General features: G+C 67.7%; 17 protein-coding genes. 9 read left to right on the top strand and 8 right to left on the bottom strand.

Annotated elements, in window-relative coordinates:
• Nucleotides 1-34: 34 nt before the first annotated feature.
• The 5 genes from FB471_RS33195 (at nt 35) to FB471_RS33175 (ending at nt 12220) form a co-directional block, all read left to right on the top strand.
• The gene (locus tag FB471_RS33195; protein WP_425457131.1) at nt 35-499 is read left to right on the top strand and encodes a carboxymuconolactone decarboxylase family protein; all 465 of its coding nucleotides are present in this window, start codon (nt 35-37) and stop codon (nt 497-499) included.
• The gene (locus FB471_RS33190; RefSeq protein WP_142003758.1) at nt 496-1239 is read left to right on the top strand and encodes an isocitrate lyase/PEP mutase family protein; all 744 of its coding nucleotides are present in this window, start codon (nt 496-498) and stop codon (nt 1237-1239) included. The genes FB471_RS33195 and FB471_RS33190 overlap by 4 nt, the downstream gene beginning before the upstream one ends.
• A 247-nt stretch (nt 1240-1486) precedes the next feature.
• The gene (locus tag FB471_RS33185) at nt 1487-4822 is read left to right on the top strand and encodes a LamG-like jellyroll fold domain-containing protein (protein WP_142003757.1); all 3336 of its coding nucleotides are present in this window, start codon (nt 1487-1489) and stop codon (nt 4820-4822) included.
• Between the two features lie 70 nt (nt 4823-4892).
• Entirely contained in the window at nt 4893-11657 is a 6765-nt protein-coding gene (locus FB471_RS33180; RefSeq protein WP_142003756.1) for an RHS repeat-associated core domain-containing protein, read from the top strand.
• A gap of 11 nt (nt 11658-11668) precedes the next feature.
• On the top strand, nt 11669-12220 hold the full coding sequence (locus FB471_RS33175) for a hypothetical protein (RefSeq protein ID WP_142003755.1): 552 nt from the start codon (nt 11669-11671) through the stop codon (nt 12218-12220).
• Nucleotides 12221-12643: 423 nt separating this feature from the next.
• Here the strand turns inward: FB471_RS33175 and FB471_RS33170 are convergent, their stop codons facing one another.
• The 5 genes from FB471_RS33170 to FB471_RS33150 form a co-directional block, all read right to left on the bottom strand.
• Nucleotides 12644-13627: an ABC transporter substrate-binding protein gene (locus FB471_RS33170; protein WP_142003754.1), complete on the bottom strand. Its 984-nt coding sequence runs from the start codon at nt 13625-13627 to the stop codon at nt 12644-12646.
• A gap of 50 nt (nt 13628-13677) precedes the next feature.
• On the bottom strand, nt 13678-14652 hold the full coding sequence (locus tag FB471_RS33165; protein ID WP_142003983.1) for an ABC transporter permease: 975 nt from the start codon (nt 14650-14652) through the stop codon (nt 13678-13680).
• Between the two features lie 71 nt (nt 14653-14723).
• Entirely contained in the window at nt 14724-15491 is a 768-nt protein-coding gene (locus FB471_RS33160; protein WP_142003753.1) for an ATP-binding cassette domain-containing protein, read from the bottom strand.
• Nucleotides 15484-16530 (bottom strand): class I mannose-6-phosphate isomerase, encoded by a 1047-nt coding sequence (locus tag FB471_RS33155; RefSeq protein WP_142003752.1) that lies wholly within the window; start codon nt 16528-16530, stop codon nt 15484-15486. The genes FB471_RS33160 and FB471_RS33155 overlap by 8 nt, the downstream gene beginning before the upstream one ends.
• On the bottom strand, nt 16523-17515 hold the full coding sequence (locus FB471_RS33150; RefSeq protein ID WP_142003751.1) for a LacI family DNA-binding transcriptional regulator: 993 nt from the start codon (nt 17513-17515) through the stop codon (nt 16523-16525). The genes FB471_RS33155 and FB471_RS33150 overlap by 8 nt, the downstream gene beginning before the upstream one ends.
• Nucleotides 17516-17708: 193 nt before the next feature.
• Between FB471_RS33150 and FB471_RS33145 the strand changes: the two genes are divergently transcribed.
• Together FB471_RS33145 and FB471_RS33140 are read left to right on the top strand one after the other, a co-directional pair.
• On the top strand, nt 17709-17897 hold the full coding sequence (locus FB471_RS33145) for a hypothetical protein (RefSeq protein ID WP_142003750.1): 189 nt from the start codon (nt 17709-17711) through the stop codon (nt 17895-17897).
• A 145-nt stretch (nt 17898-18042) separates the two neighbouring features.
• A complete protein-coding gene (locus tag FB471_RS33140; RefSeq protein WP_142003749.1) occupies nt 18043-18411 on the top strand; it encodes a DUF3817 domain-containing protein in 369 nt (122 codons plus the stop codon).
• A gap of 4 nt (nt 18412-18415) precedes the next feature.
• Here the strand turns inward: FB471_RS33140 and FB471_RS33135 are convergent, their stop codons facing one another.
• Nucleotides 18416-18916: a MarR family winged helix-turn-helix transcriptional regulator gene (locus FB471_RS33135; RefSeq protein WP_142003748.1), complete on the bottom strand. Its 501-nt coding sequence runs from the start codon at nt 18914-18916 to the stop codon at nt 18416-18418.
• Between the two features lie 90 nt (nt 18917-19006).
• Here FB471_RS33135 and FB471_RS33130 point away from each other — a divergent pair, with 90 nt between their 5' ends.
• Entirely contained in the window at nt 19007-19306 is a 300-nt protein-coding gene (locus tag FB471_RS33130) for a thiamine-binding protein (protein WP_142003747.1), read from the top strand.
• Nucleotides 19307-19452: 146 nt separating this feature from the next.
• On the opposite strand, the gene FB471_RS33125 is transcribed toward FB471_RS33130, so the two are convergent.
• Complete coding sequence (locus FB471_RS33125) at nt 19453-19665, bottom strand: hypothetical protein (RefSeq protein WP_142003746.1); 213 nt, start codon at nt 19663-19665, stop codon at nt 19453-19455.
• Between the two features lie 227 nt (nt 19666-19892).
• On the opposite strand from FB471_RS33125, the gene FB471_RS33120 reads away from it, so the two are divergent.
• Nucleotides 19893-20864, top strand: coding sequence for a tetratricopeptide repeat protein (locus tag FB471_RS33120; RefSeq protein ID WP_142003745.1), 972 nt, complete (start codon nt 19893-19895; stop codon nt 20862-20864).
• A gap of 6 nt (nt 20865-20870) precedes the next feature.
• Here the strand turns inward: FB471_RS33120 and FB471_RS33115 are convergent, their stop codons facing one another.
• A complete protein-coding gene (locus FB471_RS33115; RefSeq protein WP_142003744.1) occupies nt 20871-22316 on the bottom strand; it encodes a neutral zinc metallopeptidase in 1446 nt (481 codons plus the stop codon).
• Nucleotides 22317-22395: the final 79 nt, after the last annotated feature.

The raw sequence follows: 22395 nt of genomic DNA, 5'->3' as shown, positions 1-22395 counted from the left end.
CGGCCGTGGACCAGTGGTCGTTACCGTGGGGGATGTGAGCACACGAATTCAACTCAGTCCGGCCCTTCCCGGGGCCTTCAAGGAATTGCGCGGGCTGGAGCAGACGGTCGCCAAGGCCGCGGCCGACGCCGGGCTCGACCAGGGACTACTGGAACTGATCAAGATCAGGGCGTCGCAGCTCAACGGCTGCGCCTTCTGCCTCGACGTGCACGCGCGGGACGCCCGCAAGGCGGGGGAGAGCGACCGCCGCATCGTCCTGCTGGCCGCGTGGCGGGAAACCGCGCTCTACACCGAGCAGGAGCGGGCGGCGCTGGCGCTGACCGAGGCGATGACCAGGCTCGCGCAGACCCAGGACGTTCCGGACGAGGTCTACGAGCAGGCCACCGCGGTGTTCACCGAGCAGCAGTACGCGGCCGTCGGCTGGGCGATCGCGCTGATCAACACGCTCAACCGGCTGGGCGTGACCAGCCGTAAGGAACTGCCGGGGACCGACTGGTGACGGCCGAGCGGTTGCGGGCGTTGCACGTGCCCGCCGATCCGTTGGTGTTGCCGAACGCCTGGGACGCCGATACGGCACGGCTGGTCGCGGCAGCCGGTTTCCCTGTGGTCGCGACCAGTTCGGTCGCCGTGGCCGCCGCGCTGGGTTATCCGGACGGTGGAAAGGCACCCGCCGGGGAGATGTTCGCCGCGGCGGGGCGCATCGTGCGCGCCGCCGAGGTGCCGGTGACGGTCGACGCCGAGTCCGGGTACGGCCTGCCCGCGGCGGAGCTGGCTGGCCGGCTGCTGGACACCGGGGCGGTCGGCTGCAACATCGAGGACACCGACCACGGAAGGGGCGCGATCAGGTCGCCCGGGGAGCAAGCCGAGCTGATCGGTTCGCTGCGGGAACACGCGGGGGACGGGTTGGTGCTGAACGCGCGCATCGACGTGTTTCTCGGTGCCGAGGACGAGAACGCCGTGCTGGCGGACGCGATCGGGCGAGCCCGAGGCTACCTCGCGGCCGGCGCCGACTGCGTCTATCCGATCCACGTCCGTTCCCCCGAGGTGCTCGCCTCGTTCGTCGGGGCGGTGCGTCCCGCGCCGGTCAACGCGACCTACCTGCCCGGCGGCCCGGATCTCGCCGAGCTCGGGCGGCTCGGAGTCGCCAGGATCTCGCTCGGCGGCGGTCTGTGGTACGCCGCGCGAACCTGGCTGGAAGGCACCCTCGCTACCATCGCCAAGGGCACCGTGCCGTACTGAACGGTCCACCCGACGTAGGGTGTAATCCTTTCGTCAGCGACACATTGGTACGAATGGCGGTTGGTCAAGTCCGAGATCGCATTCGATCAAATACTAGTATCTGATCGTTACCGAAACAGGGTGGTTGTTAACTTTCTAGTCGGTAGTCGAGGGGCATCCCCACCTGCTAGCGTTCGTCGGCGCGCCTGATCCGGCGGGGTGGAATTGACGGCGCCGCATTTCGTGACCGTCTATAAGGGGGATGGGTATGCCGGTTTCCGTGCGCCGATTTCTGCCTGCCGTTGCCGCGCTTTCTTTGCCGCTGTCGTTGATCGCCGTGGGCCAGGCCGGCGCCGAGCGGGCCGACCCGGAGTCACCGGAGGTCACCGCGGCACTCTCGGCCGCCGAGGAGGCCGGTGAACCGGTGGCGGTCGAGTCGGAGACGACGGAGTACTCCGAGGTGGAGGCCAATCCGGACGGCACCCTGACCCTGCGGCAGAGCCATGAGCCGCAGCGGGTGCGCCGGAACGACCAGTGGGTCCCGGTGGATCTCACCTTGCAGCGCCGCGCGGACGGCACGATCGGTCCGAAAGCGAGCCCGGTTCAGATCCGGTTCGCGACCGGAAGCCGGACCGGAACCGCCGAGCTGGCCGTGGTGGCGAAGGACGGTCGAGAGGTCGGCATCGGCTGGAACGGTGACCTGCCCGAGCCCCGGCTGTCCGGACCCACCGCCACGTACCCGGAGGTGCTGCCGGGAATCGACCTGGTGCTCACCGCCAAGAACTCGGGCTTCAGCCAGGTGCTTGCGGTGAAGAATGCCCAAGCCGCGCGGAATCCGGAACTGCGGAAGCTGTCCTTCCCCAGCCATGAGCGCGGGGTGGCGCCGCGGCTGGCCAGGGACGGTGGGATCGAGGTACTGGCCGAGGACGGAAGCGTCGCCTTCCGTGGCGACGCCTCGCGCATGTGGGACTCAAGGGGGAACGGCGGCCAGACGCGGGCCAGGGCGCTCGCCTCCGCGGCGGGATCGGAATCCGCAAAGTCTACAATGGACGTACAGGTCGAGGGCGATGCGGTGGTGGTCCACCCGGACCAGGAGTTCCTCACCTCGCCGGAACGCGTGTTCCCGGTGTTCATCGATCCGGAGTACTGGTGGTCCGGTAGCAAGCAGAACCACGCCGTGGTGCAGAGCCGGTGGCCCGACCAGCGTAACTACAACCGGACGGACGGCGATCTCGGCGACCTCAAGGCCGGTGTCCAGGGCGGCTACATCTCTCGCTCGTTCTTCGACATCGGGGTGGGTCCCATGCGCGGCAAGGTGATCCACCGGGCCACGGTGCGTAGCAGGGTGATCCACTCCTGGTCGTGTGATGGCGGGCCGACCGATCTGTGGCTGACCGGCGGCATCGGCCCGGGCACAACCTGGAACAGCCAGCCGGGCTGGCATCGCAAGCTCGGCTCGATCTACCGGTCCAACCACGCGGCCTACTGCCCGAGCGATGGCCATGCCGAGGTCCCGATCGACGGCCTGATGCGGGAGGCCGCGGGGAACGGTTGGACCACCATGACCTTCGGGTTGCGTGCCACCACCATGGACAGCAACGACTGGCGCCGGTTCGCTCTCGATCCGGTGCTGGAAGTGGTCTACAACAGCGCGCCCGACCAGCCGGGTGAGCTGAGCATGGAGGGCGGTGAGATCCCGTGTGCCACCGGCCAGGACCGGCCCTTCGTGTTCACCGAGACCCCGCGGCTGCGCGGCAGGCTGTCCGACCCGGACGCCGGGATGCTGGACGCCAGGTTCTCGCTGCGCAGCGGACCGGTGGGGGACAGTTCGGAGATCTGGTCCGGATCGACCGGGAACGTCCCCTCCGGGTCCTTCGCCGAGGTGACCGTACCCGCCGGCAAGGTCACCGAGGAGGGGACCTACAACTGGTCGATGCACGTCACCGACGGCGACAGTTCCTCGAACTGGGTCGGCAACTGCGAGTTCGAGGTCGACAAGACAGCGCCGGGAACTCCCGCGGTGTCCTCGACGGACTATCCAGGAGGCGGTGACACCGTCGCCGGCGGGATCGGCCAGACCGGTGCGTTCACCGTCACCGCCAACGGAACCTCCGATGTGGACCATTTCCTGTGGTCGGTCACCGAGGACGAGAACGACGACCCGCGGACCAGGGCGGATGCCGACCGGCTGGGTGGGTCCGCGCTGGTCCGGTGGACACCGACCCTCGCCGGGCCGCAGACGATGTTCGTGCGCTCGGTCGACCGCGCGGGCAACCGGTCGGAGATCGTGCGGTACAAGATCTTCGTGCGCGAGGGCGAGCCGCTGACCACGAAGCTGTCCGGTCACTGGAAGCTGGACGGCGACACCGCCGACGGGAGCGGCAACGACCGTACCCTCACGGCGACCGGCGAGGCCGACCTCACGGCGGAGGGGTACACGGGTGAGGCGGTGAGCCTGGACGGCTCTGACCAGCACCTGTCGCATGCCGCGCCGGTGCTGGACACCTCGCGGAGCTACTCGGTGTCGGCGTGGGCCAAGCTGGATCGGGCCGGTGAGTGGTGGGCCGTCGCCTCCCAGGACGGTCAGCACAGCAGCGGTTTCCAGTTGCAGGCCACGCCGGACGGCAAGTGGGCCGTGGTGATGTTCAGCGAGGACGTCGACGGCGGCGGTTCGCGGCACGCCAGGATCGTCTCCGAGCAGGGCGTGCAACCGGGCGCGTGGACGCACCTGGTCGCGGCCTACGACCACGGCGCCGAGGAACTGCGGCTGTACGTCAACGGTGCACCGGCCGGTGAGCTGGACTACGCCAGTACCTGGAACGCGACCGGGGACTTCCATGTCGGGGCCGCGATGTGGAAGGGGGCGCGCACCGACTTCTTCCCCGGCGACATCGACGAGGTCCGGGCCTACCAGCGGGTGATCGTGGACAGCGAGGCGGCGCTGCTGGCCAACCAGCCGGTGCTGCGCGCGCACTACCCGCTGGATGAGGGTAGTGGGGACGTGGCCGAGGACGTCGCGACCGGCCGGACCGCCGAGCTGACCGGTACGGCGGGCTGGTCCACCGGTGGGGAGCACCCCGCGGCGGAGTTCGCCGGCCAGTGGGGCGAGAACTACGGAGCCGTCCGCGGCCCGCGGCCGGCGATGCGGACCGACCGGTCCTACACGGTGTCGGCCTGGGTCCGCCTCGACGAGGTGGACGACTACGCGCGGACCGCGGTGAGCTTCGGCGGCGACGAGTTCTCGCCGTTCATGCTGCAGTACCGGCCGGAAAGCCAGAAATGGTGCCTGCTGACCTCGCTGCGCCCGGACGGCGCAGGCGGCTGGTTCGTGCTGAGTGAGCAGCAGGCCACCGCCGGCGAGTGGGTGTTGCTGACCGGCGTCTACGACGTGGCGCACCAGGAGACCCGGCTGTACGTCGACGGTCGCTACACCGCCACCCGCACCGGTGTCACCGGCTGGAACGGGCCGGGTGAGCTGATGATCGGCGGTAGCCGGTGGACGGCCAGGGACACCGATCCGTGGAACGGGACCGTCCGCGACGTTCGGCTGTACTCCGGCGTGCTGAGTGACCGCGAGATCGGCCGACTGTACGCCCAGAACTGAGAACTCGTCGCGGGCGGCCGAGCCGAGTGCCGCCCGGCCAACCATCCGAATCACTTCGGGAGATCCTGCTGTGGCTTTCAAACCCACGCTGCGTGCACTCGCGCTGCTCCTCGGTATAGCGGTGGGTTCGACGACGGTGGTGGCCGTCGCCGAACCGGAGAATCCGAGTTACGTCGACCTGCCGGAACTACAGCAGGAACGGTCGGTACCGGGTGAGCCGGTGCGGTCGCGCCCGTTGCCGACCAACCCGGTGGACGAGGCTGCCGCGGAGGAGATGCCGGAGCCGCGCTGGCCCGAGGCCGCGACAGCGGACCTGGCCCTGGCACCGGTCGCCGCCGCGCGCAGCTCCGCCGAAGCCCTGCCGCGGTCCGCCTACCGGCAGGCGGGTGAGCTGCCGGTTTCGGTCGCGTTGCAGGCGTCCGGTCAGGCCACGGCGCGGAGTGCGGCCGAATCTCCCAGCGTGCGAGTCGAGACCTTCGGCAAGGATCGCGCGGAGAAGTCCGGTGTGGACGGTGTGCTGCTCGCGGTTTCCAACAATACCGGCGCGGCAGGGGAAACGCTGTCTGTACGGGTGGACTACAGTGGGTTCGCGAGCGCCTACGGCGGTGACTACGGGTCCCGGCTGCGGATCCGGAAGCTACCCGAGTGCGCGTTGCACACCCCGGAGAAGCCGGAATGCCGTGCCGGCGAGCCGATCCGGACCGACAACCATGCCGGCGATCGGCAGCTGACCGCCGACGTACCATTGCCGCGCGGCGCGGAGACCCCGGACGCGCGTTCCTCGGGTGCTTCCCCGGTGCTGCTTGCGGTGCAGGCGGCACCTTCCGGCGCAGGGGGTTCGTTCGAGGCCACCAAACTGTCCCCGGCAGGCAGCTGGTCCGCGGGCGGGTCGAGCGGTGACTTCACCTACTCGGTGCCGTTACGCGTTCCGCCGCCCACCGCAGGCACCGCGCCGAGGATCGGGCTCGGGTACTCCTCGGGCAGTGTGGACGGCCGTACCAGTGCGACCAACAACCAGGCTTCTACCGTCGGTGACGGGTGGGAGCTGAGCACCGGCGGGTTCATCGAACGGCGGTACAAGGCATGTTCCGAGGACCTCGGCGGCAACCAGGGCCAGCGCAAGACCGGCGACCTGTGCTGGGCGACCGACAACGCGGTGCTGAGCTTGAACGGGATCTCGGCTGAGCTGGTACGCGACGGCGACTCCGGGATGTGGCGGCCGAAGAACGACGACGGTTCCCGGATCGAGCGGTTGACCGGCGCGACCAATGGCGACAACAACGGCGAGTACTGGAAGGTGACCGGAACCGACGGTACGCAGTACTTCCTCGGCCGCAACCGGCTGCCGGGCTGGCAGTCCGGGAAACCGGAGACGAACTCTGCCTTCACCGTTCCGGTGTTCGGCAACAACTCCGGCGAGCCCTGCTACCAGCCGAGCTTCGGCGACTCCTGGTGCCAGCAGGCCTACCGGTGGAACCTCGATTATGTCGTGGACCCGAACGGCAACGTCACGACGTACTTCTACGACACGGAAACCAACCGCTACGGCCGGGATCAGGACGCGGGAAAGCAGACGGAGTACGTGGCCGGCGGTTCGGTCCGGCGAATCGAGTACGGGCTGCGGTCGGACGCGGTGTACGCACCCGCCCCGGCGCGGGTGTGGTTCGACACCGCCGAGCGGTGCCTGCCCAAGCCCGGCCTGGCGTGCGAGCCAGGGGAACTGAACGAGGACACCGCAGAGTCCTGGCCGGATGTTCCGTTCGACCGGATCTGCGCGCCGGGTGACCGGTGCGAGAACCAGCATTCCCCGTCCTTCTTCAGTAGGAAGCGCCTGGTCAAGGTGCTCACCCAGGTCCGAACGGACGATGTGGACGGTGCCGCGCGGTGGAAGGACGTGGACTCCTGGACGCTGCGGCACCAGTTCCCGGACACCGGGGACGGGTTGTCTCCCTCGCTGTGGCTGGCCGGGATCACGCACACCGGCCTGGTGGGCGGCAGGGCCAGCGTCCCCGAGATGGTGTTCCACGGACGCGCGCTGCCCAACCGGGTGGACACCGGGGACGACAACCTGCCACCGATAACCCGTTACCGGATCGAGCGAGTGGTCAACGAGGCCGGTGGGGTGACCGAGGTCGAGTACTCAGACCGGGAGTGCGTAGCCGGAAGCAACATACCGGACAGCCCCGAGCACAACGCCATGCGTTGCTTCCCGGCCTGGTGGGTCCCGGAGTTCGGCTACGAGCGGGTGCAAAGCTGGTTCCACAAGTACGTGGTGACCGCGGTGACCGAGGACGGCCGTACCGGCGGTTCCGAGCTGCAGAAGACCTTCTACGAGTACAAGGGTGGAGCGGCCTGGCATTTCGACCAGGCCGAGTTCACCGACATGAAGTACCGGACCTGGTCGCAGTGGCGCGGCTACGGCCTGGTGCGCACGATCACCGGTGAGCCTGGCACCACACAGTCGATCACCGAGGAACGCTTCCTCCGCGGCATGGACGGCGACCATCTACCCGGCGGGGGCGAGCGATCTGTTCAGGTGACCGACTCCGAGGGCGGGAAGGTCACCGACCGGGAGTCACTGGCTGGCTTCTCCCGGGAAACCCTGCAGTACGAGGGCGACGAACTCGTCTCGGCGTCGATCAAGGATCCGTGGGTGCACGGGCCCACCGCCACCTCGGGCGAGGACAAGGCATACCGCACCAACGTCGAGCGGGTACGCGGCCGGACCCTGCTCTCGGACGGGTCATGGCGGCGAACCGAGCTCACCACCACCTTCGACGACTACGGCAACGCGATCCGGGTCGAGGACCTCGGTGACACCGGCAAGACCGGCGACGAGACCTGCTCCCGCACCACGTATGCGCGCAACATGGAGAAGTGGATCCTCACCCGCCCGTCCACCGTGCGCGTGGTCGGCCTGCCCTGCTCGGCGGGTGAAGGCGGCAATGAAGACGTGATCTCTGACGTCCGCTCGTCTTATGACGGGCAGGAGCATGGTGCCGCGCCGACGAAGGGAAACCTGACGGCGGCCGAGCGCTGGAACGGGACCGAGCACGAGCCGACCCAGAGCATCAGCTACGACGCGTTGGGTCGGCAGACCGAGGTGGAGAACGCTCTCGGCCAGTCGGTACGGACCAGTTACGAGCCCGCGTCGGGCTTCCTGGTCCGCGAGATCACCGAGACCAACTCGCTCGGGCAGACCGGTGTCACCACCTACGAACCGGCCTGGGCCCAGCCGGTTACCGATGTCGGGGTGAGCGGCGAGCGGGCGGACCTCGAGTACGATCCGCTCGGCCGGCTGACCAAGGCGTGGGCACCCGGCAGGTCGAAGGTGGACGACGACTCCGCGAGCAGCAGGTTCGAGTACGAGTACCGGACCGACGCGCCGACGGTAGTCACCACGCACGCGTTGCGCGAGGACGGGGACTACAACACCTCCTACACACTGTTCGACGGATTGTTGCGGGAGCGGCAGAGCCAGATCCCGGCGGTGTCCGGCGGGCGCGTGGTGACCGGCTGGCTGTACGACTCCCGTGGCCAGCAGCACAGGGTCAACAACGCCTACTACAACGAGAACGCACCGGACAAGCAGGTACTCGGCGTCAAGGACAACGCGGTACCCAACCAGACGCTGACCGAGTTCGACGCGCTGGGCAGGGAAACCGCGGTGATCTACCGCAAGCTCGGCGTGGAACAGTGGCGTACCAGTTCCAGCTACGGCGGCGACCGGGTCACCGTGGTCCCGCCACGGGGCGACACGACAACGACCGTGCTCAAGGACGTCCAGGACCGGGTCGTGGAGCGGCGCCAGCACCACGAGCGCGAACCGAGCAGCGACTACGACACCACCCGGTACGACTACAACCCCGCCGGGCAGATCGAGTCGATGACCGGACCGGACGGTGCACAGTGGAGCTACGAATACGATGTGCTCGGTCGCAAGGTGGTCGAGCACGATCCGGACAGCGGCACCAGCCGGTACACCTATGACGCACTCGATCAGCGCGTCACCAGCACCGACGCCCGCGGCTTCCGTACCCGCTTCGAGTACGACGCGATGGGCCGCAAGGTCGCCGAGTACGAGCGCAAGGGAACGGGCGAGCCGGAGGTCAAGACCGCAAGCTGGAGCTACGATGGCCTGAAGCCAGGGTTGCTCGACTCCGCGACTCGGTGGGTCGACGGCAACGCCTACACCCAGCGGGTCGACTCCTACGACGACGCGCTGCGCCCGACCAAGAACAGCGTGGTCATTCCGGAGGTGGAGGGAAACCTCGCCGGCACCTACGAGTTCAGGACCTCGTACAACAGGCACACCGGTAAGGTCGACACGAGGGTCCATCCCGAGGCGGGCGGCCTCGATGCGGAAGCCATCTTCCACGACTACAACGAGCTGGGCCTGCCGACCGAGACCTTCGGGATCGACACCTACGCCCAGGAGCACCTGTACTCGAAGTACGGCGAGACGCTGCGGCTGAAGATGGGTGACGGCGCGAACACCGTCTACACCTCGATGTTCTACCAGGAGGGCACGAGGCGTCTCGACGCCGTCGACGTGCAGCGCAACTCGCCGGAAGGGGCGTACCTGGCCAAGCGGGGGTACGACTACGACCCGGCCGGGAACATCACCCGGATCGCCGACACCCCGCCAGGGCAGGCCGGGGACGTGCAGTGCTTCAGCTACGACTACCTGCAACGCCTCACCCGTGGTTTCACCCCGGCCAACGGGGACTGCGGGCAGGAGCCCTCGGTGGGCGCGCTGGGCGGTGCGGCGCCGTACTGGCACGACTACGAGTACGACAAGGGCGGTAACCGCACCAAGGAGATCCAGCACGGCGCCGAGGGCGACACCGTGCGGACCTATGAGTACGGCGCCGAGGACGGTTCGCAGCCGCACACCCTGCGTTCGGTGACCCAGACCGGGCCGCAAGGTACCTCGAAGGACACCTACGGCTACGACGCGGCCGGGAACATGACCAGCCGCAACGTCTCCGGCTCGCCGCAGGAACTGGAGTGGGACGCCCGGGGCCGCACGGCCACGGTCACCGAACACGACGGGCGGGAGTCGGAGTACCTCTATGACGCGGATGGCGACCGGCTGATCAAGCGGGAGTCCGGCATCACCACGCTCTACCTCGACGGGATGGAGCTGGTGCTGCAGAACACCACCGAGGAGGTCACCGGCAAGCGTTACTACGCGCACGGCGGCCAGAACGTCGCGGTGCGCACCTCGGATGAGGGATTGTCCTTCCTGCTCGGCGACCACCAGGGCACGGCGTCCATGTCGGTGGATGCCGACACGCTCGAAGCGAGTACCCGCAGGCAGGACCCGTTCGGCGTACCGCGAGGCGAGCAGCCGGACTCCTGGCCGGACGACAAGGGATTCGTCGGCGGGATCAAGGACGAGACCGGCCTGACCAACCTGGGCGCACGGCAGTACGAACCGGAGAACGGGCGGTTCGTCTCGGTCGATCCGATCATCGACCGGGACGAACCCCAGCAGATGAACGGCTACGCCTACGCCAACAACTCGCCGGTCACCAACTCGGATCCGAACGGCCTGTACTGGAAGACCCTCACGGTCGCCAAGAAGGTCGCCATCACCAAGATCGTGGTCACCACGCTGTGGCTGCTTCCGTTCCTCCCGGTGTTGCGTTTCGTCGCGGTGACGATCTGGGTGACCGCGGTGTTCACCTACCGGGTGTGGATCGAGCCGCCATGGCAGCCAGCGGGTAGCTCTTCCAGTTCGCCGGAGCAGCGGGCCGTCGCGGAGGCTGGGCTGAGCCGGCAGGAGTACGAGGAAGCGAAGAAGCTGGCCAATGACCAGCGCAGCTGGCTGGACGTGGCGGTGCATCACGGTGGTGAGATCGTCAAGGAACTGGTCTCCGTGCCGGGGATCATTGAGCACTGCATCGACAACTTCAACCTGCTCTCCTGTGCGGGCGAGGTCATCACCGCCTTGCCGATCGGCAAGATCTTCAAGGCCGGAACCATCGCGAAAAAGGTGGCGCGTGGTATCGGGTCGGCGATCGACTGGTCCCGGAAGCGGGATCGGGCGCGCGAGAAGATCCGTGCGGTGCAAACGGCCAAGGAGCGGTTGACGAAGTCGGGATGCAACAGTTTCGTTCCGGGGACGCTGGTTCTGATGGCCGACGGTAGCGAGCGTCCGGTCGAGGAACTGGAACTGGGTGATCGGGTGCTGGCGACCGACCCGGAGACGGGTGAGTCGGTACCTCGCGAGGTGGTGGCCACGATCGTCGGCGAGGGTGCGAAGAACCTGGTCGAGGTCACCGTGGCGGGTGAGCACCCTGGTGTGCAGGTGCCGGGCACCGTGGTGGCGACGGAGGGTCACCCGTTTTGGGTCTCTGACCTCGGGGAATGGGTTCCTGCCGGGCAGTTGGAGCCGGGCATGTGGCTGCGGACCGGCTCGGGGTCGTGGGTGCAGGTCACCGGGATCGAGTCGTGGACCGCGACCCGTACGGTGCACAACCTCACCATCGACACCGACCACACCTACTACGTCGCCGCCGGTGCGACTACCCTCCTCAACCACAACTGCCCTGACGGGGCTCCTGGGAAACGCAAGCGAGCAGCGGACCTTCCGCCGGACAAAAATGCCTCCGGAAGCCACACGGTATTCGAGCGAGGCCAAGACGGGAAAGTAACTCGGTATCAGACATGGAAGAAAAATGATCAACATCCAGCAGGCTGGGAGAAGGGTCCTCGGTTTAGGGGAACAGGAGACCCTCATGCCGGAATCGGGCCACCTATTTTTTACCCGAAAGGTGGAGGAAAGGCGTTCCCGGCAACCGGAGAGAATCTGCCTAGAGGATACTGAGGTTGGCCACGATGCGGGATGATAACATCTCGGCAAGGATTCTCGGTGCTGCTTTCCCTGAGATTGAGTCGGAAGACCCGGTAGCGTACTTCAGTCGAGTTGCCTACCCTTATCACGCACTCTGCTATAGTTGGTTATTCTGGCCTAACCTAATAAGCTTTCACGGAGCCGTATTCGTCGCGGTAGAGGAACATTGGCACGAGTTTGTCTCTGACCGTCTCTCCGCTCCGGTTTCTGGTGTCGATATTGAATCCCCACCGCTTTCGTGGAGTCAGGCGGTGAGAAGTTTTAACATATTTGAAGTCAGTTCGTTTTTCCGGCAATGGCCAGAATCATTTGAGAACACCCAAGAGGCTTTAGAGCAACTGGCTCACACTCTCGTCGAAACCTGGTCGGCCAAGTTGTTGATGTTTTATCCTGATCGAAAATTCTCGGTAAAGTTAATAGATTCCGACCCAAGTCTGGAGCTGGGAATCGAAGTAACTCAGGAATCGCCCGAATTGAAAACACCCAGCGGTTGGGATCCACAACGTCGCTTCATTGCTTCCCGGGAACAGTCTTGACTTGCACGTAAACGCCTAAAATTTGCCAGCACTCGTGCCTTCAGTCGAAGATCCGTGCGGTGCAAACGGCCAAGGAGCGGTTGACGAAGTCGGGATGCAACAGTTTCGTTCCGGGGACGCTGGTTCTGATGGCCGACGATAGCGAGCGTCCGGTCGAGGAACTGGAGCTGGGTGATCGGGTGCTGGCGACCGACCCGGAGACGGGTGAGTCGGTACCTCGCGAGGTGGTGGCCACGATCGTCGGCGAGGGTGCGAAGAGAATGCTTTTGGAGCGAGAGTTGAGATTTGCGCTCGGATTCGCTTCGGTCGAAAGTCATGCAGAAGCGGATCTGGGCAGCGGTCAGTTTTCGTTCTTTCTGGCCCCCGTATGCCGCCGGGTCGTGAGTGCGGTTTCGGACCGCGCTCACGACCCGAGCGTCCCGGTCAGCACTGCTGCTTGTAGAAGTACTCCTCGTTGGCGGTCATGTTCTCCTGGGTCAGCGCGTGCAGGTCGGCGGTGATCTTGCGTTCCACCGACTTGCCCTCGATCGCGGACACCGCCTGCTCGACGCCCTGGCGGCCGATCGCGGCCGGGTCCTGGGCGATCAGTGCCTGGAACTCGCCTTTGCGCAGGCCGTCGACCTCGGAGGGGCTGGCGTCGAAGCCGACCAGGTTGACCTCGCCGACCTTTCCGGCGTTGCGCAGGCCGGTGGCGGCTCCTTCGCCGGTGTTCAGGTTGGTGGCGAAGATGCCGATCAGGTCCGGGTGCGCCGAGATCGCCGCGGTCACCTCGCCCGCCGCCTCGGCCGGCTCGTTGTCGGTGAACTGGACGCCGACGGACTTCAGGTTCGGGTAGTTCTGCAGTTCCTCCTCGAAGCCCGCGGCACGCTCGTTCGTGGTGGAGGTGCCCGCGATGGTGTCCAGCAGCAGTACCGAGCCGGACTCCTCGCCGACCAGCTCGGCAAGGGTTTGCGCGGCGAGCTTGCCGCCCTCGGTGTTGTCCGAGGAGATCGAGGACGCGGCGACCGAATCGTCGGCGAGCGCGGTGTCCACCTCGACGATCTTCGAGCCCTGGTTCTTCACCTGCTCGATCGGCGCCTTCATCGCGTTCTCGTCGGTCGGCGCGATGATCAGCGCACCCGGCGGGTTGCCGACCAGCGCGTTCACCTTCTCGGTCTGCAGCGTCGCGTCGAACTTGGCGGGTTCCTGGGTGGTGATCTGGTACCCGGCCTGCTCGGCCGCGGCCTCGGCGCCGCAGCGCAGCGAGATGTAGAATGGCTCGTTCTGCGTGCCGGTGACCAGCACCAGGTTCTTGTTGTCGGTCTGCTCCGCGTCTCCACCGGTGTCCCCGACCTGCCCGCCGCAGGCCGCCAGCAAGGCCGTCGCGGCCAGCAGGGCCCCGATCGTGGTGAGCGATGACTTCTTCATAGTGACCTCATTTGTTTCCGTCGACATCGTTGTCATCCCCCGGAAAAATCTCACCGGCTGTTGCGGGCCCGCCTGCGCTGCTGGTCGAACCAGACCGCGGCGATCAGCACCGCACCGAGCGCGATCTGCTGCCAGAAGTCCTGTACCCCGACGATGTTGAAACCCTTGGTCAACACTGCCGGGATGAACACCCCGATCACCGTGCCGATCATCGAGCCGACCCCGCCGAACAGGCTGGTACCGCCGAGCACCACGGCGGAGATCGCGTCCAGGTTGTCCAGGGTGTGCGCGGCGATGGTGGTGGAGGCGTAGTACGCCAGGGACATGAACCCGGCGATCCCGGCGAGGAACCCGGTCAGCAGGTACACCGTCAGCAGGTGCCTGGTGACCCCGATCCCGGAACGCCGGGCCGCCTCACGGTTGGAGCCGATCGCGTAGGTGTAGCGGCCGTAGCGGGTGGTGTGCAGCAGCCAGGCGCCGATCACCGTGATGATCACCGCGACCAGCACGATGTTGGGCACCACGCCGAGCGAGGTCCCGTAGCCGAGCGTCTGGTTCAGCTCCCTCGGCACGGTGTTGATATCCGAGCCGCCGTTGAGCAGGTTCGCCGCACCCAGCGCGGCCCCCATCGTCCCCAGGGTGACGATCAGCGGCGGGATCTTGGCCAGCGCCACCAGCGCGCCGTTGATCAGCCCCCAGGCGGCACCGGCCAGCACGCCGGTGACCAGCCCGACGCTGATCACGCCCCAGCCCGCGTTCGTGGCGTCACCGTTCGGGCTGAGCCACTCCATGGTCTTGGCCGCGACCATCCCGGAGAAGATCAGCACCGAGCCCACCGAGAGGTCGATGCCCGCCGTGGTGATCACGAACGTCATCCCCACCGCGAGTACCAGCAGCACCGAGGTCTCGATCAGCAGCAACTGCGCGTTCTGGAAGGTGGGGAAGACGTTCGGCCGGAGCAGGCTGAACACCACCAGCAAGGCGAGCAGCACCAGGAAGATCCAGAAAGTGTTGCTGGACAGCATCTTGGCGCGCAGCGAGCGTTTGCCGATGCCCGGGAACTCGTCCACTGTGGGCGGTGTTTCCTTCGTGCTGGTCACGCTGCTTCCTCCTGCGTGAGCGCGCCGGTCATGGCGGCGACGAGGTCCTCGAGTTTGGTGTCCTTCGCGGTGAACCGCGCCACCCTGGCGCCGAGGCGCAGCACCTCGACCCGGTCGGCCACCGAGAGCACCTCGGGCATGTTGTGGCTGATCAACACCACCGCGATGCCCTCGTCCCGCACCCTGCGGACCACGTCCAGCACCCGCTCTCGTTGCAGGACGCCCAGCGCCGCGGTGGGCTCGTCCATGAACACGACCTTGCTGGCCCACACCACCGAGCGGGCGACCGCCACGCTCTGCCGTTGCCCGCCGGACAGCGAGCCGATCGGCACATCCGTGTTCTGCAGTGTCACGCCGAGCCGGGCGAACTCCTCGACGGCACGCCTGCGCATCTCGGCCTTGTCCAGCATGCCGAGCTTGCCGAGCAGCCCCTTGCGATACACCTCCCTGCCCAGGAAGAGGTTCGCGGCGGGATCCAGCTCCGGTGCCACCGCGAGGTCCTGGTAGACCGTCTCGATCCCGAGCCCGCGGGCCGCGGTCGGCGAGTCCAGCTCGATCTCGGCACCGTCCAGCAGGATGCTCCCGGAATCCGGTCGTTCCGCACCGGAGAGGCATTTGACCAATGTGGATTTCCCGGCACCGTTGTCCCCGATGAGTGCGGTCACCTCACCCGGCTTGGCCTGGAACGAAGCGCCGCGCAATGCCTCGACCGAACCGTAGGTCTTGACCAGGTCCCGTGCCTCCAGCAAGCCGTTGTCAGCCATCGGTTTTCTCCTTACCCGGTGCGGGTGGGCGGCAGCGGATCACCGTCAGTTCACCCTCCACTTCGGTTTCCCCTGCCCCGTGCGGCACGACCAGGGTGTCCCCGCGTGCGAGCTCCTGCTTGCCGCCGCGCTCGGTGCGCAGCACGCCGCTTCCCTCCAGCACCACCAGCACCGCGAACGAGGGGTCGAGGGCCAGTGCGCCGCGCGGCCGGAGCTGCTCGGCACGGAAGTAACGGGAAGCCCTGCCCGCCAGCAGGTTCACCGTGGTCTCCTGCTCGGCGCCGGTACGCCTGATCAGGGTGTCCAGCCGCCGCGCGTCCCACGCCGAGGTGTCCAGCGCCTCCAGCGCGGTGGCGAAACCGAGCCCGAGATGACCCTTGTCCGGGCCGGCGAGGAAGTCCCGCCATTCCAGGGTGAGGGAGAAGTCGGTCGGTTGCTGTAGCTCCACGACGAAGACGCCGGAACCGATGGCGTGCGGTAGACCCGCGGGGATGTACACCGTGTCCCCCGGCCGGACCGGCACGCTGTTCAACGCGTCGAGCATGGTGGGGGAGTCCTGGGTACGAACCCATTCCTCGATCTCCGCCACGCCGTGGGCCTGCCGGAACCCGGCGTGCACGCGCGGGTCCTCGCCGGCGGTACCGATGACGATCCAGGCCTCGGCCTTGCCGAAGTGCGAGTCGAAATGCCGCCGGGCGAAGGCATCCGAGGGGTGGAAGTGCACCGGCAGCCGCTGCCCGGCGTCCAGCAGTTTCACCAGCAACGCCGTGGAGCCGGCGAAGGCGGCCGCGTGTTCGGCGCCGAGCCAGCCTTCGGGGTCGGCGCGTACCGCGTCCCGTAGCCAGCGACCGTCGGGCAATCGGCTCAGCCCCGCCGTGCCCTGGCCGAACAGGCTCGTGGTGGAAGCGACCCAGTCCTCAGGCCCGAACGCCCGCGGATCCCCGTCCGCGCCGCGCAGCGCCGCGATCGCCTCACCGCCACGGTAGAACTGCGGCGGCTGGTTCGCCGGAAGGGCGACCGGTTCGAGGGAACTACGCACTCGGTCGCACCTCACCGGAACCGCGGGCTACCAGACGCACGGGCAGGACTACCTTTCTCGGGGTGGACTGATCTCCTTGCAAGCGGGCGAACAGGAGTTCGGCCGCCGACTCGCCGAGCGCGCCGACGTCGTGCGCGATCACCGTGACCGGTGGGTCGAGCAGGTCGGCGAGCTCGAAGTCGTCGAAGCCGACCACCGCCGGGCGCGGGCCCTCGGCGTGCGCGAGCGCGCGCAGCAGGTGCACGGTGGCCCGGTTGTTGCCCGCGACCACCGCCGTGGCCGCGTCCGGGCCATCGAGCAGGCGACGTACCGCCTCGCCGACGTTCTGTTCGGTCGGCGTGCGCATCACCACCAGCCGCTCGTCGAACGGGATGCCGGCGCGCGCGCAGCCCTCCCGGAAGCCGCGAAGGCGCTCGCCCGCGGTGAAGATGTTCGGGCTGTCGGCGAGGAAGGCGATCCGGCGATGGCCGAAGGAGGCGAGGTGGGTGACCGCCTCCACGGTGCCGCCGAGGTTGTCCACCAGCACGGTGTCGGCCACGATGTCACCCGCAGGACGGTCGATGAACACCACCGGGGTGCCCGCGCGCATCTCCGGCACCAGGTAACCGTGCTGCATCCCCGCGGGGACGATCAGCATGCCGTCCACCCTGCGGGAGCAGAACTCCAGCGCCAGCTCCCGCTCGCGATCGCGGTTCTCGTCGGAGGAGCCGGTGAGCACCTGCCTGCCGAACGCGGCGGCGGTGCGCTCCACGGCGCGGTTGAGCTCGGAGTAGAAGGGGTTGCCCACGTCCTCGACGATCAGCCCCACCGTGCCGGTGGTGGAGCCCCTGCGCAGGTTGCGAGCACCGAGATTGCGCCGGAAACCGAGCTGCTCGATGGCCGCGACGACCCGCTCCGCGGTGTCCGGGTGTACCGCGGGTTCGTCGTTGACCACCCGGGACACCGTCTTGATGCTGACCCCGGCCAGCCTGGCCACGTCGCTCATCGTCGCCCGGCGACTCGTGGCCTTGTGGGCGCCGGAGCGGTCACTCGGAGACAACGTTGTCATAGTGGCGGAGATTGGACACCAGCGTTCCGTCGATGTCAATGCTCGTTGGGGAGTCAGCCCGACAATCGCGTCCGTTTCGTTACGTTCCGGCCCTCGTTCGGGCCAGCGGACGACAAGGTTGTCAACGCTGGTGTCCTGCCGTGCGGCGCCTGCTCGTGTCTCGCCCTTCCTCGGGAAGCTCACCGCCCGTGAGCGGCCGGAGACCTTCGGTGCGCGCTACGGCACTGATCCGTCCAGAGTGGACGAGATACTCGAGCCGGTCGGTCTCGCGGACACGGCCGGGACGCCGGCGGCGAAGGTCTTCCGCCGGGAGCGGTGAGCGTGATCACGGGCACCCCGGTGTTCCGGTGAGCCCGATCACGGCGCACACTGGTATCACAGCGTCCGACAGCGTAGTTGACGTAGACGGGAGTATCGCCCGTCCGCTGTCGGGCGTTTTTTGTGCGCGAGTACGAGGAGGAAGCGTGTCCGGTAAGGCCGCTGTCGTGTTCCGTGTCGTCGCCGTCGCCGAGGCGTTCTCCTGGGCGGGTCTGCTCGTCGGGATGTTCCTCAAGTATGTCGTGGAGTTCGGTGAGGGTGGCGTTCCCGTGCTCGGCATGGTGCACGGCGTGATGTTCGTCCTCTATGTACTGGTCACCCTCGCGGTGTTCCGGTCGCTCGGTTGGCGCCCGCGCACCCTGCTGCTGGCGCTGCTTGCCAGCATCCCGCCGCTGTTCACCTGGGCCTTCGAGAAGTGGGCGCTGCGCTCCGGCAAGTTGGACGGTCCCGGGCGGCATCTGCGGGGTGGTACGGGCCTGTTCGTCACGGACCTGGCCGAGCCCGCGCGAGCCTGACCGCCTACCCGGTGAAGTCGCCCGCGGCCTTGCGGATCCTGGTGAGCAGTTCGGTGAGTTGAACCGTCTGCCGGGAGGTGAGGCCGCGCAGGCCGAAGTCGATCTCGGTCACCGCGGTCGTGGCCTGCCGGTGCCGGCTCCTGCCGTCCTCGGTGATCTCGACCAGGGTCGTCCGGCGATCGGTCGGGTGCGGCATCCGTTTGACCAGACTGTCCTTCTCCAGCCGGTCGACGATGTTGGTCACGCTGGTCGGGTGCAACTGCAGGCGTTCGCCCATCACCCGCATCGGCAGGCTGGACCTGCGGGCGAAGGTGAGCAGTACCAGCGCCTCGTAACGGGCGAAGGTGAGTCCGTGCGGCTTCAAGGCGTTGTCCACGGCGGATTGGATGATCTGCTGGACACGCATGATTCCGGTCACCGCAGCCATGGTGTCGGAGGGGCCGATGCGCTCGTCCCACAGCTGGGCGGCGCGGGCGATCGGGTCGAATGGCAGCGGGCGGTTCATGGATATCGAAATTACCAGCGGATATCCGCGAGCTGGGGCAGGGTGGTGCGCGAAACCCGACCCATCCATGCCGGCACCGAGGAGCAGTAGATGATCGTCGCATTCAGCGTCAGCCCGTCCGGTCAGCATGCCGACGGCGGGGTCAGTGACGCGGTGGCCCGCGCGGTGCGGGTCGTCCGCGAGTCCGGGCTGCCCAATTCGACCAACGCGATGTTCACCAACATCGAGGGCGAGTGGGACGAGGTGATGGACGTGGTCAAGCGGGCCGTTGCGGCCGCGGGGGAGGGCTCGACGCGCGTGGGCCTCGTCCTCAAGGCCGATATCCGGCCCGGCTACGACGGCCAACTCGAGGCCAAGGTGGACCGCGTCGAACGTCGTCTGGCCGAGTAGCCATGCGCGCCGAGCCCGTGAGGGTTGTTCAGAACGACCCAGCGACCGCGGGCCGCCAGGCCCGTGCGAGCGGTCGTTGCAGGTCACCGCACTGGTGACACGTATTGCGGACCTGAATAACCCGACCGCGGGTTAAGGCGCCGTGCTCAGCCGTGCGTGCGGCGGTTAGCGCGCCGCTTCGGGGCGCCGCCGGGCAACATCGCGGCGGGCAGGCCCCACGCGGGATCCCTGCCGGGGGCGGTGGTGATGTCCCAGTTGCCGAGCCCGCCGCCGTGCCGCTCGATGTACGACTCGGCCGCGGCCCGGTTGGGGAAGCGCAGTTCCCTTCCGGTCGTTCGATGCGTGATCTTGTACGCCAACTCCCGCCTCCTGTTGCTGGTTTCTTGTCCCCCTACTGGATCAGCCGATCATCCTCAGTAGAACATACGTTCGACCACATGGGCGTGTTCGGCGGTCCCGGTTGACCCGCTCGGGTGAGGGTGGACTGCTACCGGTGACTGGTGCACCATCGCGAGTGAACGCCGGGCCCGAGCGAGCAGGGGCGACCAGCGGTGAAGCATCAGCTGTCCCATGCCAGGATGGAGTCGTGACACACCCACGCGGATCAGCAGGCAAGTCAGCAACCACCTCAGCCGCGCTCTCCGGTGCGGTCGACCTGTCCGGACTCAAGTCGCGCGCGGACACCACGCGGCAGCGGCCGAGTCCCGGAGGGCCCACCGCGCAGGGGCAACAGCCGGCGGCGGGTGGTCCTTCGGTCATCGACGTCACCGAGGCCACGTTCCAGGCCGAGATCGTCGAGCGTTCGATGCAACAGCTGGTCGTAGTCGATCTCTGGGCGGAGTGGTGCGGACCGTGTAAGCAGCTCAGCCCGGTGCTGGAGAAGCTCGCCACCGAGTCGGGCGGCGCCTGGGTGCTCGCCAAGATCGACGTCGACGCCAATCCGCGGGTCTCGCAGCTGTTCGGTGTGCAGTCCATCCCCACGGTCGTGGCGATCGCGGGCGGGCAGCCGGTGGATGCCTTCTCCGGCGCGCTGCCCGAGCCGAAGATCCGGCAGTGGCTGGACTCGCTGCTGGACGCGCTGAAGGACAAGCTGCCCGGCGCGGGCCAGGCCCAGCAGGAGGGTGCCGAGGCCGAGCAGCAGCCGGAGGAGGACCCGCGTTTCACCGAGGCCGAGGAAGCGCTCGACCGCGGTGACTTCACCGCCGCCGAGGACGCCTACCAGCGCATTCTCGATGCCGAGCCGGCCAACGAGCAGGCGAAGGCCGCGCTGGCGCAGGTGCGGTTCATGCGGCGGGCAGGCGAGGTCGATCCCACGGCCGTCGGGCGTGCCGACGCCGATCCGAAGGATGTGGCCGCGCAGCTCGCGGCCGCCGACTTCGAGGTCGCGCAGAACCAGGTCGACGAGGCCTTCGCCCGGCTGATCGGTACGGTCCGGCGAACCGCGGGAGACGAGCGCAACCAGGTCAGGGAACACCTCGTCGGCCTGTTCGAGCTTTTCGACTCCGCCGACGAGCGGGTTCTCAAGGCCCGCCGCGACCTCACCTCCGCTCTCTTCTGACCGGGCTCAGCCGTACTGCTGGGTGCAGGGGGCGGAGCCCTGGAGGTAGCCGACCCGCAGGGACTCGACGCGTTCGAACCCGTTGGCCACCTGGTTGCCTTCCAGGTCGGCGGCGATCAGGCTGCGCGGCTGGAGCAGTTCGGCGATCGCCTCATCCAGGTCGCCCGAGGACAGTCGCAGTGTGGCGCCCTCCCGGTTCGCCGCTCCGGCCCAGGCTCCGACCAGGCAGGAGGTCCGCAGCCCCGCGCCCGCGTTCTCCAGTGAGGCGCCGACTCCCTTCTGGATGCCCTGCGTGTAGCGCGAGGCGATCTCGGCGAGCGCGGCGAAGTCGCCCATCCCGGTGGTCTCCTTGCCCTTGAACTCCGCCCTGCGGTCCACCGGCTGCGCGAGTTCCCTGAGCGTGGCCAGGTCGATGTTCACGGTGTTGCTGTCCGGGCAGTACGAGGCGGGTGGCGTGCTCGGGCCGTTCGGGCAGGAACCACCCTCGTCCACGATCGTCGGCCCCTGCACCCCGGCGCCCTTGAAGGCCTTGTCCAGGCTCTCCTGCAAGTGGCCGATCAGCTCCCGGTCCAGGCTGCTGTCCCCCTTCTCCCTGTCCCCGGGATGGAACGGCTGCTCAGTGATCCGCGCGTCGATACTCGCCTGGTCGATCCCCGCGCACTCCACGGCGCCCTGCTCGAAGCCGAGCTGGAAGGCATAGGTGCGGTCGAACGCCGTGCCGTGCGCGCCGCGGGAGCGCGCCGACTGGCCCGGCTCGTCCCGGATGAAGAACAGCGAGGCGAGTACCTGGTTCAGGCCCTCGGACGTGGAGACCTCGAAATACGTGCTCCTGCCCTCGGCCATCCAGCGGAAGTAGCTGCCGGTGAAGCAGTCGGCCTGCTGCTCCTTCACGATCGTCTTGGTCGAGCCGGTGATACCCGCCTTGTCCCCCAGCCGGTGCTGCACGGCGTGCCCGAACTCGTGGCCCAGCACGGTCACGATCGCCATCGGGCCGAACCGCTCGTGCAGCAGCGGCAGCAGCAGCCCGCGGTCCCAGGCGACCAGGTCCTCCGGCGGGCAGTAGAACGCGTTCATCGCGGCGTCGGAGGTCGACGCGCCGCAGGTCCGGAAGTCCTTGCCCTCCGGATCGTAGGACAGCAGTTCCTGCACCGGTTCGAACTCCTGCTGGAAGTTCGCCGGGAGCTGCTGTGCCCAGTACTCGCTCACGTCGGCGATCGACGCGATGGCGATCCGGTCCTCCTCGCCGTCGGTGGCGTTGCGGACATCCAGGTCCGGCTGTGGCGCGTCCGCCTTCAGCCCGCTCTCGAAGTGCGTGACCGGCAGGCCCGCCACGTCACCCGGGGTCTGTGCCTGGCCTTCCGTGCTCTCGCCACCGCAGGCCGTGCCGACACCGAGGGTCGCCACGGCGAGAAACCCGACCAGCCTCGAACGCCGCCGTGCTGCCAAACTCATGCTCGCTCGTTTCCTGTCACTGGCCCGACCGGACCATCCGCACACCGAATCATCGGCACCCTACTAAGTGCCGGGTGCC

Origin of the sequence: Amycolatopsis cihanbeyliensis (assembly GCF_006715045.1) — a bacterium.
In the GTDB taxonomy this organism is placed as follows: Bacteria; Actinomycetota; Actinomycetes; order Mycobacteriales; family Pseudonocardiaceae; genus Amycolatopsis; species Amycolatopsis cihanbeyliensis.
The sequence above is the reverse complement of the archived record's forward strand: the minus strand, read 5'-3'. Positions and strand labels throughout refer to the sequence as shown.